This window comes from Psychrobacillus sp. OK032, from assembly GCF_900111345.1.
Classification (GTDB): Bacteria; Bacillota; Bacilli; order Bacillales_A; family Planococcaceae; genus Psychrobacillus.
Genome location: NZ_FOGY01000009.1, coordinates 179,145 through 193,671 on the forward strand (window position 1 = coordinate 179,145; position 14,527 = coordinate 193,671).

Sequence of the window (14,527 nt, forward strand, 5' to 3'; positions counted from 1 at the left end):
TCGCAGAAGAACGTTGCCCCTCGGGGGCAAAGACAGGCGCTTGCGCTTTTGTTCTTAGTTTTGATAGCTCATCTTCCACGAAATTTTATTCCCTGTACTTACCACCTCCTCTATTATTCTTTTCAATTTATCATCTGGTAAGGTGGAAATATTCAATTTGATACTAACAGCACCGACGACGCCTCCAGAATTATTAAGTATTGGTGTAGCTATAGTAATAATTCCATCCCCCCGTTCCTCATGATTTACTTCATAGCCATCCATTCTTATTTTGTCTAAAAGCTCATTGAAAGCTGTTCTCTCAGGTTCCTCAATTACTTCTATTACTAATTTTTCTATATAATCTGATGGCATATGTGCAAGCATGGTCAAATTAGCGACACCAATATGTAATGGTGTTCTTTTTCCTAATTTGTCATGTGTACGTATTGTTTGATTTACACAGTCGATTCGTTCGATAATAATAGATTCTTTGCCAATAGGTTTACTCAAATACACCGTTGCATCGACGGTTCGCATTAAATTTTCCAATTCTGGTCGTAACAAACTGACATAATCTAGCGTGTCGTAAACAGTAAGGCCATATTCAAGCCATAAGGTACCGAGTCCATACTGCTTGTGTTGTGGGTCTTGTTGAATCATTTCATGTTTAATCATTGCATTCAGGATACGATGTATGGAACTAGTAGGAAGGTCACATTCTTTAGCTATTTCCGTGATAGAGAAAAATCTGTTCGGATCATGATTGATTAATACTTGAATTATTTTAAGCGCCCGATCTATAGTTTGCATTTAAATACCTGCCTTTCTTTAAATGATATAAAATTTAGAATAATAGATAAGAATTAGTTAAAAATGTAGTCATAATAACCTATTACTCTACTTATGTATATGGTGCTTTTTTCTTGTTGCGCCAGACAAGCAAATATTAACTTTACTTATATTAACTAAAAATTCAAAATAAAATGAATTGACAATAAATTTATTTTTAATTATATTAGAAACAGTTCCCACTAGCAAGAATTAAATTTCACTAGGTGGAAAGGGTGATAGGGAAAATTAGGGGAAAGTAATTTTGGGGTCGATATGTTCGGTAAAATGCAGTAATTCATCATGTAACAAAATTACGGGCTAGATAAATTTTTAGATACACAAGAATGATAGATATTTGATTAGTTAAGTAATGTAGGAGTGTGACATATTAATAGAATTAGAGTTAATAACAATCCAATTAATTTGACTAAATTTTTTTTACTAAGATTGGAGGTACATGTATGACATTAGGCAACAGTTTATCGGTTGTTAATGCGACAAAATACTATAAGAAATTTAAAGCAGTTGATGATGTTAATTTAACTGTTAATCAAGGAGAATTTCTTACTATATTGGGACCAAGCGGATCAGGAAAAACCTCCTTACTAAAGTTAATAGCCGGATTTGAACAATTAAGCAATGGATCTATTATGTTGAACCATCAAGATATTTCTAACAAAAAGCCTTATGAACGACAAATAGGCATGTTATTTCAAAATTACGCTCTTTTTCCACATATGACTGTTTTTGATAATATTGCTTATCCGCTTTCTCTCCGTAAAATGACGAAGGAAGAAGTGAAACAGAAAGTGGAAAGTATTCTTAAACTTATTCATCTCGAAGAATATGCACAGAGATATCCAGAGCAGCTTAGTGGAGGACAGCAACAACGAGTAGCTTTGGCCAGAGCAATTGTTTTCAATCCACCACTGCTATTATTGGACGAACCACTTGGCGCGCTGGATAAGCAATTACGAAAGCAGATGCAGTTAGAGATAAAGCAAATTCAAGAACATGTTGGTATTACTACAGTGAGTGTAACGCATGACCAAGAAGAAGCATTAACGATGTCTGATAAAATTTGCGTTATGAATAAAGGAAGAATTGAACAGGTTGATAGTCCTGAAATGCTATATAAACAACCTAAAAATCGCTTTGTTGCAGAATTTATCGGTGAAATAAACTTGATAAAAGGGCAGGTTGTAAGCGTAACGGATGGAAATGCGATGGTTAAGGTTAATGAGGGCATGAGAGTTAATATAGAAATTAACAAAGACGTTGCGGAAGAAATGAAGAATAAGTCAATGCTTATTGGTCTTCGTCCAGAGAATATTCAGATTGCCAGAGATCAAACCCAGTTCCACAATACGATTCGAGTTAAAGTATTAGAAACCATTTATGTAGGAGAAGCAATAAATATCAAGACAAAAATGGATACGGGAGAAGAAATCATGGCGAAAATTCCTGCACACATGTCTGAATTGATTGTAAAAGGTGAGGAGATTCTCTTAGGTTGGAATAGTAAGGATGCGTGTTTAATTCCTGATGAAACACCTATATGACTATTAACAAAATATAAACTAGAGAAAGAGTGGGAAGTTATATGCCAAAAAAATTGGGATTATTCTTTGTTGCATTGCTAGTGGCACTTATCGTTGCAGGTTGTGGTGGAGAAGCTAGTGGCGATACGGATAAAAAAAATAAAGAACTAGTTGTTGTAGATTGGGGAGGTCCATATACGGAAGTTCATAAGAAAGTTTCGTTTGAACCATTTGAAAAGGAACATGGCGTCAAAGTTACTGTCGTAACCCCACCTGATATTGGTAAATTAAAGGCTATGGTACAAAGTGGAAATGTTGAATGGGATGTTGTCAGCGTTGGTAACGACTTTGCTATTCGTGGTGGAGAGGAAGGCCTTCTTGAAAAGTTAGACTTTAACGTGATTAGTACGGAGGGTCTACCGAAAGAGCTTGTGCACGATTATGGAGTACCAGAAAATATGTTTTCAACAGTAATTGCTTATAATACGGAAGCTTTTCCTGCAGATAAACAACCTAAAAATTGGGCTGACTTTTGGGACACTGAAAAGTTTCCTGGGCCGCGTGGGTTATATAAAGATCCTATGTGGACATTAGAGGCTGCGCTTCTTGCAGACGGAGTAGACCCAGCAAATTTATACCCTTTAGATGTTGATCGTGCCTTCGCAAAACTAGATGAACTAAAAGACGATATAAAAGTTTGGTGGACTGCTGGGGCTCAACCACCAGAACTTCTTGCAACCAACGAAGTTCCATTAACAAGTGCTTGGAGTGGTCGTATCACGGTAGCAGCCGATCAAGGAGCACCGGTAAAAGTAGATTTTAATCAAGGATTTATGATGTCCAATTCCTGGGCTGTACCGAAAGGAGCACCAAATAAAGATTTAGCAATGAAATTTATAGCATTCACTCTTGCACCAGAGCAACAGGCTGGTCTTTCTTCTCAATACGATAATGGACCAGCAAATACTGATGCAATCCCTCTGTTATCTGAGGAATCCGTAAATCGTTTAGGGCTATCTTCTGACCAACAGGAACAACAAGTTTTCGTAAATAGCGGATGGTGGGTTGAAAACTATGATAAAGTGAACGAACGTTTTCAACAGTGGCTTCTAGAGTAGTAATGGGGGTGTAGGTATGATTGAAGTGAAAAAAGAACCAAGGATACTCGCTCAGCGGGTATCTTTTTCCCATCGGTTAGCAAGAATCTCGGGGTTACAATGGCTTCTTTTAATTATTCCATTGGGATATATTATGATTTTGATGGTTTTTTCCATGATGGATTTTTTCAAACTTAGCTTATTTAATGAAGATGGCTTTACATTAGAGTATTTTAGCCATATTTTTTCAACCGATATTTATTTGAAAGTGCTTTGGGTGACGCTAAAAATAGCCCTTCTTGTTACGTTTTTTTCGTTAATTGTCGCTTATCCTCTAGCTTATATGTTAGTAAGAACAACATCTAAGTTGTGGAAAAAGATTATATTAGCCTCTGTTTTAATTCCTTTTTGGATAAGTTTGCTAGTTCGGACATTTGCTTGGTCGATTTTACTGCGTAAAAATGGGGTTATTAATATGATTCTAATGGAAATGGGGATTATCGATCAACCACTTGAACTTATCTACAATACCACTGGAGTAGTCATTGCCATGACTCATATTCTTCTTCCATACATGGTGTTGAGTCTTTACTCTGTTATGGAAGGAATTGATCAAAGATTACTTCTAGCTGCACAAAGCATGGGAGCACGTCCTTGGAAAGCGTTCACACAGGTTTTTCTACCATTGTCTATTCCAGGCGTTCTTTCCGGTTCTCTGCTGGTGTTTGTAATGGGAATAGGATACTTCATTACACCGGCTTTATTGGGTGGATCAAAAACAACAATGATCTCTATGTTGATAGAAAGTAATATTAATACAACTTTAAATTGGCATTTGGCTTCAGCTTTAGCCCTTGTCCTATTTATGGCAACCTTGATTTTGTTATTTATAGCGGTCTTGTTGACAGGAAAAAACCCGGTATTAAAGGAGTTGGAATAAGATGTGGCTTAAGATAACAGTAGGACTTATTATCATTGTCTTAATTTCACCTATCTTGGTGGTTATACCTATGTCCTTTTCTTCCTCTAGTTTTTTTGAATTTCCACCGCCTGGTTACTCATTAAAATGGTATGGCAGTTTCTTTAATAATCAAGAATGGGTAATTGGTTTGTTGCGTAGCCTTTTCATTGCTTTGTTTACTTCAATTCTAGCGACTATCTTAGGAATTATGGCTTCACTTACTGTTACTAGATTAAACTTTTGGGGAAAAAAGCTGTTTATGACTTTAATGGTGGCACCGATGATTATTCCAGTAATTATTACCGGGGTTGCCCTCTATCATTCATTTGCACCGCTGAATTTGACAAATAATTTTATAGGATTGATTTTGGCACATGCAGTTTTGGCTATTCCAGTTGTTTTTGTAACCGTAACAGCTAGTTTAAAGGGAATGGATCGTAATCTAGAATGGGCAGCTTTGGGACTAGGGTCAACCCCTATAGGAGCTTTTTTTAAAGTAACTCTTCCTTTGATTCGCCCGGGAGTTTTATCAGGAGCTTTATTTGCTTTTATCATTTCCTTAGATGAAGTAGTCGTAACCATGTTTTTAGCGGGTTCAAAGACAAAAACATTACCTATCGCTATGTGGGAAAATCTTCGCATTCAAGTTGACCCGACGATGGCGGCAGTTTCAACGATTCTTATTGGATTAACTATTTCATTGTTTGTATCACAAGAACTGGTTTCTGCACGGAAAGCGCGTCTAAAAAACAAATTCTAGTAATCGAAATATACAAAGCGAGATGTTGTTAGAACAATTAATGGGGGATATTTATGGCTAATAAAGTTAATAGAGTCGCAGTAATAGGAACAGGATTTGTTGGTTCAAGTTACGCATATGCTTTAGTTAATCAAGCTATAACGGAAGAACTGGTATTAATTGATATGAATAGTGATAAGGCAGAAGGGGAGGCTATGGATTTAAACCATGGCAAACTTTATTCTCCTTCCCCTACGAAAGTTTGGCAGGGTGATTATAGTGATTGTAAAGATGCAGATATTGTGTGTATTACTGCTGGAGTAAGTCAAAGTGAAGAGGAAACACGATTAACTGTGGTTGAAAAAAATACGAGGATAGTAAAGAACATTGTTGAAAAGATTATGGATTCCGGTTTTGATGGAATTTTTATTATTGCAACAAATCCAGTAGATATCATAACTTATGCAACATGGAAGTTTTCAGGACTACCTAAGGAAAGAGTAATTGGTTCTGGCACATTATTAGATACAGCTAGGTATCTATTTATGCTAGGGGAGTATTTTAACGTAGATTCACGAAGTATTAATGGGTATATAATTGGCGAGCATGGTGACTCACAGTTAGCTGCATTCAGCACAACAACAATCGGCGGTAAATCAGTACTGGACATTGTCGATACTAATAGTAAATACACTCTAGAGGATCTCGAAAAAATTGCCGTAAGTGTTCGTGATGCAGCAAATCATATTGCCGAGCGCAAGGGATCCACTTATTACGGAATTGGAATTGGATTAGCTAAACTTACAAAAGCTATTTTTAAAAATGAAAATGTCATTCTGCCTGTATCGGCATACTTAGATGGTGAATACGGATTTAATGATATTTATATTGGCGTGCCAGCGATTATAAACAGGCAGGGTTTACGAGAAATTGTTGAAATTGACTTAAATACCGATGAAAAAGAAAAATTATCATCATCCATTCATGTTTTGAAGGGTGCAATGGAGCAAGTATTTACCACTTAAACAAGTATATAAAAAGAGTGTATATTACACTAAAACAAATCATTAACAAAAGACGGCAGTCCAAACCTTCTATTTCGCTAAATCACCAGAAGAGACCTTCAACAATTTACTGTTGAAAGGTCTTTTTCGATTACAAGGAATTAATAACGCTATTTGAATATGCATTTATCTAATTCTTTTGAATGGTTTTCTCCAATTGACTCCATTTCAAAAAGATGATATATTATAAATATTCTAAATAAAGGTATGGTGAAGTATGTCTGTTGTAGGTATAAACTAATTTAGTTTAATAAGGCTTTTAATAACTGGTTTTAATACAGTTCATTAAGTGTGCCTAGTTTCACAGTGTTTAAGCAACATTGTGAATACCTACCTAAAGACTGCTTCCTTTTCCATATAATCGTTTAACATTATTCGTATGTTAAGACGAAGAGCGTGGTGGGATTTTTCCTGCCATGCTCTTTTTCTTTTCTACCTATTATTTGTAGACGATAAAAATGCCTTGTGATCACCACAAGGCGGATGCCCGCAGGAGCTTTCTATCCATTTTTCAAGTTTAGTCGAAAAACGGAAAGGTAGGAGAGATTCTTGCGGGCATTTTCTAATTTCATTCAGTAGGGTTAAAAACCCTACTAGCCTAAGCACGTCACATCTATGCGACGACGGCTACCTGACCTGCGTCACGCAGGCCTAAGCTCAATTCAGAATCTGGACGCACTGTTTTCTGCGACGAGCTTTGCGCAGGAGCACTGTCTTTTCTGCGGAGCTGAACAAAGTAAAGCGGAAGCAAATACGCCAAGGTGAATTTGATTATTTAAGGAGGACCACCCGTGAATACGATGACATTTGAAAAGTTACAATACAACGAACTAAAGAGAATGGTGAAATTCCACTGTGTAAGTAGTTTAGGGAAGGAATTACTAGATAAGCTACAACCTAGCACAAATAGTAAAGTTGTTAAAAATAGACTGAACGAGACGACAGAGGCAAGAAATATATTAAATGCAGAAAGTCATCTTCCACTGAAAGGAATTAGAAATATAAATCATCAGATGGGGAAGCTTGAGAAGGGGATGATACTAAGTCCATCCGAATTAGTAGCTATTTCTGATTTTTTAAGAGGTTGTAGAATAATAAAAAAGTTTATGATGGATAAAGAATTTTTTGCGCCTGTTTTACATGGTTATGCTTATTCAATGATGGAGTTTCAAGGCATTGAAGAAAATATTAATTACTCGATTCGAGGAAATCGAGTAGATTCAGAAGCGAGTAAAGAGTTAAAGCGAATACGAAATCAAGTCGCTAAGACAGAAGAAAAAATAGAAGAACGCTTAAATAAATTTTTGAAAAGTAGTGCGAACAAAGAGTTTATTCAAGAATTCTTTATAAGTAAAAAAGATGATCGTTTTACGATTCCGATTAAAGCTTCTTATAAAAATCAAGTGGAGGGCACGATTATCGAAGCTTCTTCAAAAGGGTCTACCGTATTTATTGAGCCATCTGCAATATCTAAATTAAATGCAGAGTTGGCCACTTTAAAAGTAGAGGAGTCGATGGAAGAGTACCAAATTTTAGCCACCCTTTCAGGAAGTATTCTAGAGGAAATCAGACAGATCAATATCAATATCGAACTGATTGCTCAGTATGATATGATTTTCGCAAAAGCGAAGTTTAGTAAAAGTATGGATGGAATCGAGCCAAAGTTAAATAATCATGGTTATATTAAGTTAAAGAATTGCAAGCATCCTCTTTTGCCCGGCAATATTGTACCACTAGATTTTGAAATTGGTAAAGATTATCGTAGTTTAATCATTACAGGGCCTAATGCTGGTGGTAAAACAGTGGTGTTGAAAACGATCGGTATATTAACTTTAGCCGTCATGTCAGGTTTTCATATCGCGGCAGATGAAGGTACGGAAATAGCTGTTTTTGATCAGCTATTTGTGGATATTGGGGACAATCAAAGCATTGAAAATTCACTTAGTACTTTTTCATCTCATATGAAGAACATCTCAGAAATTATGAGTGCTTCAACGAATAACACATTACTTCTTTTTGACGAAATAGGTAGCGGTACAGAGCCGAATGAAGGGGCAGCGCTTGCTATCGCGATACTAGAAGAATTTTATCAAATGGGCTGTATTACAGTTGCGACTACTCACTACGGAGAGATTAAGCGTTACTCAGAAATGCATAGTGACTTCATGAATGCTGCAATGCAATTTAACAGTGAGAAATTAGAGCCAATGTTTAAGCTTTTAATTGGCAAATCAGGAGATAGCAACGCACTTTGGATATCTAAAAAAATGAACTTGCGTGAGAAGGTGCTACAAAAAGCGCAGCATTATATAGAAAACAAAAATTATGACTTAGAGCGTGTAAGAGACAATAGAGTAAAAAAGCCAGTCCTAGACACTAACCAAGAGGAAATAACTTATGCATTTGAAGTAGGGGATCGAGTAAAACTAACAGAGCACGATGATTTTGGCATTGTGTATGAGAAAAAAGACAATCTCAATAATGTGTTAGTACTTTATAAAAATGAAATAGTAAAAGTAAATGCAAAAAGAATAGAACTGGAAGCGAGAGCAACCGATCTTTATCCAGAAGGATATGACTTAAATTCATTATTTGTAAGTTACGAAGAAAGAAAATTCCAACACGACATGGAAAGAGGTTCCAAAAAGGCATTGAAAAAAGTTTCCAAAGAAATGAAGAAAAGGCTCAGTGAATAATACTTCCGGAAGCTTAGGTAAAAATAGTGCCCATTTTGGGTTAATTGATAGTTTAGAGGGTAGAATAATTAAGGAACTTTTATTAAATAAAATGTAAGGGGGAATTGGAATGGAAGAAAAAATGGGTGGTATTGAAGTTGGCGAAATTCTTACCGTGATGGATGAAGATGATCGAGAGCAAGAAATAGAAGTGATTGGTCTATTAACGATTGAAGATAAGGAATATGCAGCGGTTGCATTTGCAGATGATGCCCAAGAAGAAACGGTAGAAGAGGTAGATGTGTTCTTTTTCCAAGTTATAGATGGAGAGGAACTAGCGGAAATCGAGACTGACACGGAATTCGAGGAAGTTTCTGCGGCATTTTTAGAAGCTCAAGAAGCCGTAGAAGGTGAATAAAAAAGATATTGAAAAGAGAGGGAAATACTTCCTCTCTTTTTTTAGAGTAATCCCTCTCGACAGTCTGATTTCCCTTGAAATTTATTGTGTTTTTTAACCTCTGTTATTGTGTCTTCAATTTCTTTTATGTAATGCTCAAATAGAGGATGATTTCCTGATTCGCTAAAATTCTGTCGATCAATAGAATTTAGCAATGCAATTATTCCTTTAAACTTTAAATCATCAGAAGATAGAACTTTAGATTCCCCCTCAATTTCCCCTTTTACTATTAACTCCCCATTGCTATCTTCCATTATAAATGTAAATTTTTCTGTGTGATTTTGGTGCATTTCAGATCACTCCTAACATAATAATCAAGTCCCTTAACATAATATATCCGAGATGAAGTGTTTTACTCACACATCGTATTTACACTAGTATATCTAGGTGATTTTGAACAATATTATAACTAATGGAATTAGAAGGAGGTGGCTTCAATGGATGTACAACGAGCACAAGAAATTGTTTTTTCGCCTGAAATGATAAATGTTACTTACAATGGTGAAAACATTTATATCGAGCATGTGGATCGTCAAAATGGAACAGCTACAATCCATTTCCTTAAAGAACCAAGTGAGAAACAAAGTGTTTCTGCAACAAGCTTAGTGGAGCATTAATTTAGACCATTATTTCGCTTTAAGTAAATCACCATTTTCCAAACTGCACACCAATTGTGAGGTTTATACTATTGATTGGGTGTGCAGTTTTCTACGTACTGAGCGGTACATGATTGGTCTCTGTAAATTTTTGTGTTGCTAAAAAACCTGTAATATTGGATAATCCAAAAGAGAGTTGTAAGGAGAGTTTAAAGATTTTAGGAGAGTAGGAGTTTAGAATGGAACAAAATCAAGAGAAAATTGAAGTTGGACAAATTTTTACAGTGCTAGATGAAAACGATCAAGAGCAAGAAATGGAAGTGCTCGGATTGCTTACTGTTGAAGAAACGGATTACGCTGCTGTAGGCTTTGTAGAAGATATTCAATCTGAATCGGACGAAGACATTGATGTGTTCTTTTTCCGAGTAGATGATGAGGAGTTATCTTTTATAGATACAGATGAGGAATTTGAAAAAGTATCTTCGGCATTTTCGGAAGTTGAGCAATAGGTGATTTTATAAAAAAGGAAGGGCTTATTAAAGCCCTTCCTTTTTTTTTTGGAGGAATGTTCTCCATACAACAAACATAGAATCTAAAGAATTGTGCATGAGCACCAAGAAAGGGAGAGAATAACATAAATATAAAATCTTTTGTTCACAATTTACTGAATATATTGTACAATTTAAAGAATACGAGTTTAGGAGGATTATTTTGGTGAAATTAAAAACAATTGGTATCACATTAGTTTCTTCGGCCTTATCATTGGGAATACTTTCTACTTCGGTCAGTGCTTCAACTTTAGCGAATGGACAACCTGAAAAGGTGCAAATTCAAGTCGCTGCAACAGAAACAGTTTTCACAAAAAACGATTTAATCAAGAGGTTTCATGAGTTATTCCCGAAACAATTTGACTTTTTAACAAGTAGTGATTTTCATATGAATGGTAGTCATTTTTATCCGGAAGATGATACACTACGCTATAATTTATCCTTTACAAAGGTAATTGATGGTAAGCGATTGTATGGTGATGTAGGGTTTGTTGGAGAGAAATTAGAAATTGAGAATTTTTACTATCAGCCTACAAATGAAAAAGAAGCTTTATTTCCCGCTAAGGTCTCAAAAGAAGAGGCTAGAAAAATTGCAGATAATTTCATGAAGAAATTTCTTAAAGAAGAGGAATATCAATTAGAAGCAAATCAATATAACTATTATCCACAGCAAATATTAACAGAACCAATTCGTTATTCATTTTCTTTTGCTCGTACGAAAAACCAAGTAGCAATAACTGATCAAAGAATAGAAGTAACTGTTCTTGGAAATGGTGAAGTCGTTAGTTTTTACAAAAATTCCGCGAAGTTAGACTCGCCAACCTACGATGATGTTAAACCGATCAAAGACAAAAATGATATTTTGAAGAACGTAAAAGAAAATCTTTCTGTAGATTTGCAATATCAAATAAATATGGATTACAGAACGGGAGAAAGTAGTGTGCAACTTGTTTACCTACCAACATCAAAAATGCGTGGAGTAAACGCAATTTCAGGTGAATATTTAACTGCAGATGGGTACTCCGCAGACTTTCCAGAGAAAACAAAATTAGAAAAAGTCTCAGCTAATCCACTTCCGCCAAGAAAGAATGGTATTACGGTAGAAGAAGCAAAGAAAGTTGCAGAACAATTACTTAGTGTTAAATCCGATAAGGTCAAGTTATCCATTGAATCGATTAGCGAAATGGAAAACTATAACGGACAGGATGTAATCAGCATTCAGTATATGTACCAATATGCGAATGGTGGATTTGGATCGAATTTAGAAATTAATAAACAGACAGGAGAAATTATTCAATATCACAATATGACAAGTGATATTCTACAACAAACTGGAGAGAAGCCTAATAAAGAGAATGCTATCTCCAAAGAAGAAGCTCTTGAGCAAGCGGTCAAATATGCAAAGGAATGGATTCCTTCTTACTTACACAACTATGCTATGCCTGTAGATGAACCGTACTCTGATGACAGATTAGGTACGTATCACTTCACTTTCCCAAGAGTTGTAAATGGTATTATGGTGATGGGAGATCAAATTAGTGTGGGGATAGCTGCTGATGGCTCTTTAAATAGTTTGAATGTAAATAGTTATCAAAAGGTAGAAAACTGGCCATCAAATGATAAAGTTATTTCGGAGGAAAACGCAAAAACTATTTTGAAAGATGCACTAAGCCTAAAATTGAATTATATGAAAAAAGATTATAAACAGGAGAATAAACATTATGATCTAGTATACGTACCTGTATTTAACGAAGATCCGTTTACTTTCTTGGATGCTAATACGGGGAAATGGAATAACTTGAATGGTATAGAAAATACAACTGTTATTTCTCACCCTTGGGCAGAAGAGGAACTTAATTATCTGATTAACGCCAAAATTTTAGACGTAAAAGATAGTAAAAAATTTAATGGAGATGCTGCTATTTCGAAAGGGGAAGCAATAAAAGTAATTATGAATTCCCTCACTTATTTTTATGCAGGCGGCTATTATGGTGAAAGAGAAAACTTAAAGCAAACTTTTGATAATATTGATCCTAAACATCCTCTGTATCAACCGATAGAGCGTGCAGTTGAAATGGGCATTATTAAACCAACTAGTAAGACTTTTGATGTGGACTCTCCTATTAAAAGAGAGGAAGTAGCAGCTTGGTATATACGCGTTCTAGGACTCGAGCAAGCAGCTAAACATAGTGATATTTATAAACTTGGCTTTGCAGATGCAAATAAAGTACAAAAAGAATACACTGGCTATGTTGCTCTAGCAAACTCAATGGGAATACTAGAGTCTGATAAAAATAACTTTAACCCGGCTCGAGAAGTAACGTATGCAGAGTTAGCAGTTTCAACGATTCGCTTAGCTCATGAAATGGCCGAAAAAAGAAATGGCTTTTATTATTAACTATATAAGTTAAACTTCTGAAGACTTCCGCCGTGTATTTATTCATACGGTGGAAGTTTTTACTTTTTGACTAAATAAAGGTGGAGATCGTGTGAGAATAACTGTTGGCATTCTCTCTATTTTATTTGGAACAATATTGACAAATATAACTATCAATTCTCGTAGCTTTATAGAAAATATTATTTCACATGCCTATGGTGTAGTTTTTATCATATTAGGTGCAATACTTCTAATTCATAGGAAAAACAAAAAAGGAAAAGTATATGCTAGACCAATGGGGATAGCGATTGCTATGAGCATATATGGGATTGTAATGATACTAAAGCCGGTCCTAACTTCTAGTGCTGGATTAGTAGGATTGGGAGTATTTTTTTTAATTGTCGGTTTGATTTTAGCATTGGTTGATTATTTGGAGGAATAATACATAGTTGATTTAATAAAACATTTCAGAATACTGAAAGAAGACAAAAGCATCGATGCGCTAACAGAACGGCAATACTTTTCTTCATGTACTTTATCTCCCCTAACATTAATATTGTTCTACTTTCTTTATTATAGTCAGCTATTTTTTGAGCTTGCAAGTACATATGGGGATAGTTGGTAAAAATGGTGCTTTAGAAATCCTCGATAGTAATGAGACTAAATGCCGTAATTTCCCAAAAAAAGATGTGTAAAATGGGAAAGAGGTAATGGTTTGATTTGCTATACCCAGTTCCTGGATAAAGCAGAAAAGCAGATTAGTATACATTTTATATAGGTACCGGTACTCTAAATATAGAATGTGCATAACTTTTTAAAAAGGAGATAAAAAAATGCAAACAATTACTGGTAAAACTGCTCTTATTACAGGAGCGGGTCGTGGGATAGGAAAAGCAACAGCAATCGCATTTGCTAAAGAAGGTATTCACGTTGGACTACTCGCTCGTACGATTGAAAACTTAGAACGAGTAGCAGCCGAATTAAAAGATTTCGGAGTTAAGGTTTCCATCGCAACCGCAGACGTTGCAGATATGGAATCCGTCAACCAAGCGGTAGAGAAGATTAAAGCTGAACTTGGTTCCATCGATATTTTAGTAAATAGTGCAGGCATTAGTAAATTCGGTAATTTCCTTGAACTTGATCCAGCCGAATGGGCAAAAATTATTCAAGTAAATGTAATGGGTACTTATTATGTAACACGAGCGGTATTACCTGAAATGATCGAAAGAAAAACAGGAGATATCATTAACATTTCATCCACTGCTGGCCAAAAAGGTGCACCAGTAACGAGTGCATATAGTGCATCAAAAGCCGCTGTTATCGCATTAAGTGAATCATTAATGCTAGAAGTAAGAAAGCATAATATACGTGTCGTTACACTAACGCCAAGCACAGTTGCTACAGATATGGCAGTCGAGCTGAACCTAACCGATGGTAATCCAGAAAAAGTAATGCAACCGGAAGATCTAGCAGACTTCATGGTCGCACAACTTAAAATGAACCCAAGAATCCTGCTAAAAAGTGCGGGATTATGGTCAACAAATCCATAAAAGGAAAAGGGAAAAGCGTCAATATTGCTTTTCCCTTTTTTATAGCTATCTATTACCAGTAGGTGTTTAGTAGATGGAAAATGAGCATGATTGCGAGAATTTAGGGGAT

General features: G+C 35.6%; 14 protein-coding genes. 12 read left to right on the plus strand and 2 right to left on the minus strand.

Annotation, left to right across the window (positions count from 1 at the left end; all coding sequences use genetic code 11):
- Positions 1–54: 54 nt before the first annotated feature.
- Positions 55–792: an IclR family transcriptional regulator gene (locus tag BMZ04_RS17315; protein ID WP_093274422.1), complete on the minus strand. Its 738-nt coding sequence runs from the start codon at positions 790–792 to the stop codon at positions 55–57.
- Positions 793–1,274: 482 nt separating this feature from the next.
- On the opposite strand from BMZ04_RS17315, the gene BMZ04_RS17320 reads away from it, so the two are divergent.
- The 7 genes from BMZ04_RS17320 to BMZ04_RS17350 all read left to right on the plus strand — a co-directional run bounded on the left by BMZ04_RS17320 (position 1,275) and on the right by BMZ04_RS17350 (position 9,308).
- Entirely contained in the window at positions 1,275–2,375 is a 1,101-nt protein-coding gene (locus BMZ04_RS17320; RefSeq protein WP_093274425.1) for an ABC transporter ATP-binding protein, read from the plus strand.
- A 41-nt stretch (positions 2,376–2,416) separates the two neighbouring features.
- Positions 2,417–3,472 (plus strand): ABC transporter substrate-binding protein, encoded by a 1,056-nt coding sequence (locus BMZ04_RS17325; protein ID WP_093274429.1) that lies wholly within the window; start codon positions 2,417–2,419, stop codon positions 3,470–3,472.
- A 16-nt stretch (positions 3,473–3,488) separates the two neighbouring features.
- A complete protein-coding gene (locus BMZ04_RS17330; protein ID WP_093274437.1) occupies positions 3,489–4,391 on the plus strand; it encodes an ABC transporter permease in 903 nt (300 codons plus the stop codon).
- A 1-nt stretch (position 4,392) separates the two neighbouring features.
- A complete protein-coding gene (locus BMZ04_RS17335; RefSeq protein WP_093274441.1) occupies positions 4,393–5,172 on the plus strand; it encodes an ABC transporter permease in 780 nt (259 codons plus the stop codon).
- A 53-nt stretch (positions 5,173–5,225) separates the two neighbouring features.
- Complete coding sequence (locus BMZ04_RS17340; protein ID WP_093274449.1) at positions 5,226–6,176, plus strand: L-lactate dehydrogenase; 951 nt, start codon at positions 5,226–5,228, stop codon at positions 6,174–6,176.
- Between the two features lie 830 nt (positions 6,177–7,006).
- Positions 7,007–8,911, plus strand: coding sequence for an endonuclease MutS2 (locus tag BMZ04_RS17345; protein WP_093274452.1), 1,905 nt, complete (start codon positions 7,007–7,009; stop codon positions 8,909–8,911).
- Positions 8,912–9,020: 109 nt separating this feature from the next.
- Positions 9,021–9,308 (plus strand): DUF1292 domain-containing protein, encoded by a 288-nt coding sequence (locus tag BMZ04_RS17350; protein WP_369802686.1) that lies wholly within the window; start codon positions 9,021–9,023, stop codon positions 9,306–9,308.
- 41 nt (positions 9,309–9,349) lie between these two features.
- Here the strand turns inward: BMZ04_RS17350 and BMZ04_RS17355 are convergent, their stop codons facing one another.
- Positions 9,350–9,637, minus strand: coding sequence for a hypothetical protein (locus BMZ04_RS17355; protein ID WP_093274455.1), 288 nt, complete (start codon positions 9,635–9,637; stop codon positions 9,350–9,352).
- Between the two features lie 147 nt (positions 9,638–9,784).
- On the opposite strand from BMZ04_RS17355, the gene BMZ04_RS17360 reads away from it, so the two are divergent.
- The 5 genes from BMZ04_RS17360 to BMZ04_RS17380 all read left to right on the plus strand — a co-directional run bounded on the left by BMZ04_RS17360 (position 9,785) and on the right by BMZ04_RS17380 (position 14,418).
- Positions 9,785–9,964: a small acid-soluble spore protein H gene (locus tag BMZ04_RS17360; protein ID WP_093274457.1), complete on the plus strand. Its 180-nt coding sequence runs from the start codon at positions 9,785–9,787 to the stop codon at positions 9,962–9,964.
- 218 nt (positions 9,965–10,182) lie between these two features.
- Positions 10,183–10,452, plus strand: a complete 270-nt coding sequence (locus tag BMZ04_RS17365) for a DUF1292 domain-containing protein (RefSeq protein WP_093274460.1) — start codon at positions 10,183–10,185, stop codon at positions 10,450–10,452.
- Between the two features lie 205 nt (positions 10,453–10,657).
- Positions 10,658–12,889, plus strand: coding sequence for an S-layer homology domain-containing protein (locus BMZ04_RS17370; RefSeq protein ID WP_255368000.1), 2,232 nt, complete (start codon positions 10,658–10,660; stop codon positions 12,887–12,889).
- A gap of 91 nt (positions 12,890–12,980) precedes the next feature.
- Entirely contained in the window at positions 12,981–13,310 is a 330-nt protein-coding gene (locus BMZ04_RS17375) for a hypothetical protein (protein ID WP_093274469.1), read from the plus strand.
- A 391-nt stretch (positions 13,311–13,701) separates the two neighbouring features.
- Positions 13,702–14,418, plus strand: a complete 717-nt coding sequence (locus BMZ04_RS17380; protein ID WP_093274472.1) for a 3-ketoacyl-ACP reductase — start codon at positions 13,702–13,704, stop codon at positions 14,416–14,418.
- Positions 14,419–14,527: the final 109 nt, after the last annotated feature.

Excerpts from the sequence above, each read along its gene's own strand:
- BMZ04_RS17315 (WP_093274422.1), bottom strand. The coding sequence starts at position 792 with ATGCAAACTATAGATCGGGCGCTTAAAATAATTCAAGTATTAATCAAT.
- BMZ04_RS17320 (WP_093274425.1), top strand. The coding sequence starts at position 1,275 with ATGACATTAGGCAACAGTTTATCGGTTGTTAATGCGACAAAATACTAT.
- BMZ04_RS17325 (WP_093274429.1), top strand. The coding sequence starts at position 2,417 with ATGCCAAAAAAATTGGGATTATTCTTTGTTGCATTGCTAGTGGCACTT.
- BMZ04_RS17330 (WP_093274437.1), top strand. The coding sequence starts at position 3,489 with ATGATTGAAGTGAAAAAAGAACCAAGGATACTCGCTCAGCGGGTATCT.
- BMZ04_RS17335 (WP_093274441.1), top strand. The coding sequence starts at position 4,393 with ATGTGGCTTAAGATAACAGTAGGACTTATTATCATTGTCTTAATTTCA.
- BMZ04_RS17340 (WP_093274449.1), top strand. The coding sequence starts at position 5,226 with ATGGCTAATAAAGTTAATAGAGTCGCAGTAATAGGAACAGGATTTGTT.
- BMZ04_RS17350 (WP_369802686.1), top strand. The coding sequence starts at position 9,021 with ATGGAAGAAAAAATGGGTGGTATTGAAGTTGGCGAAATTCTTACCGTG.
- BMZ04_RS17355 (WP_093274455.1), bottom strand. The coding sequence starts at position 9,637 with ATGCACCAAAATCACACAGAAAAATTTACATTTATAATGGAAGATAGC.
- BMZ04_RS17360 (WP_093274457.1), top strand. The coding sequence starts at position 9,785 with ATGGATGTACAACGAGCACAAGAAATTGTTTTTTCGCCTGAAATGATA.
- BMZ04_RS17365 (WP_093274460.1), top strand. The coding sequence starts at position 10,183 with ATGGAACAAAATCAAGAGAAAATTGAAGTTGGACAAATTTTTACAGTG.
- BMZ04_RS17380 (WP_093274472.1), top strand. The coding sequence starts at position 13,702 with ATGCAAACAATTACTGGTAAAACTGCTCTTATTACAGGAGCGGGTCGT.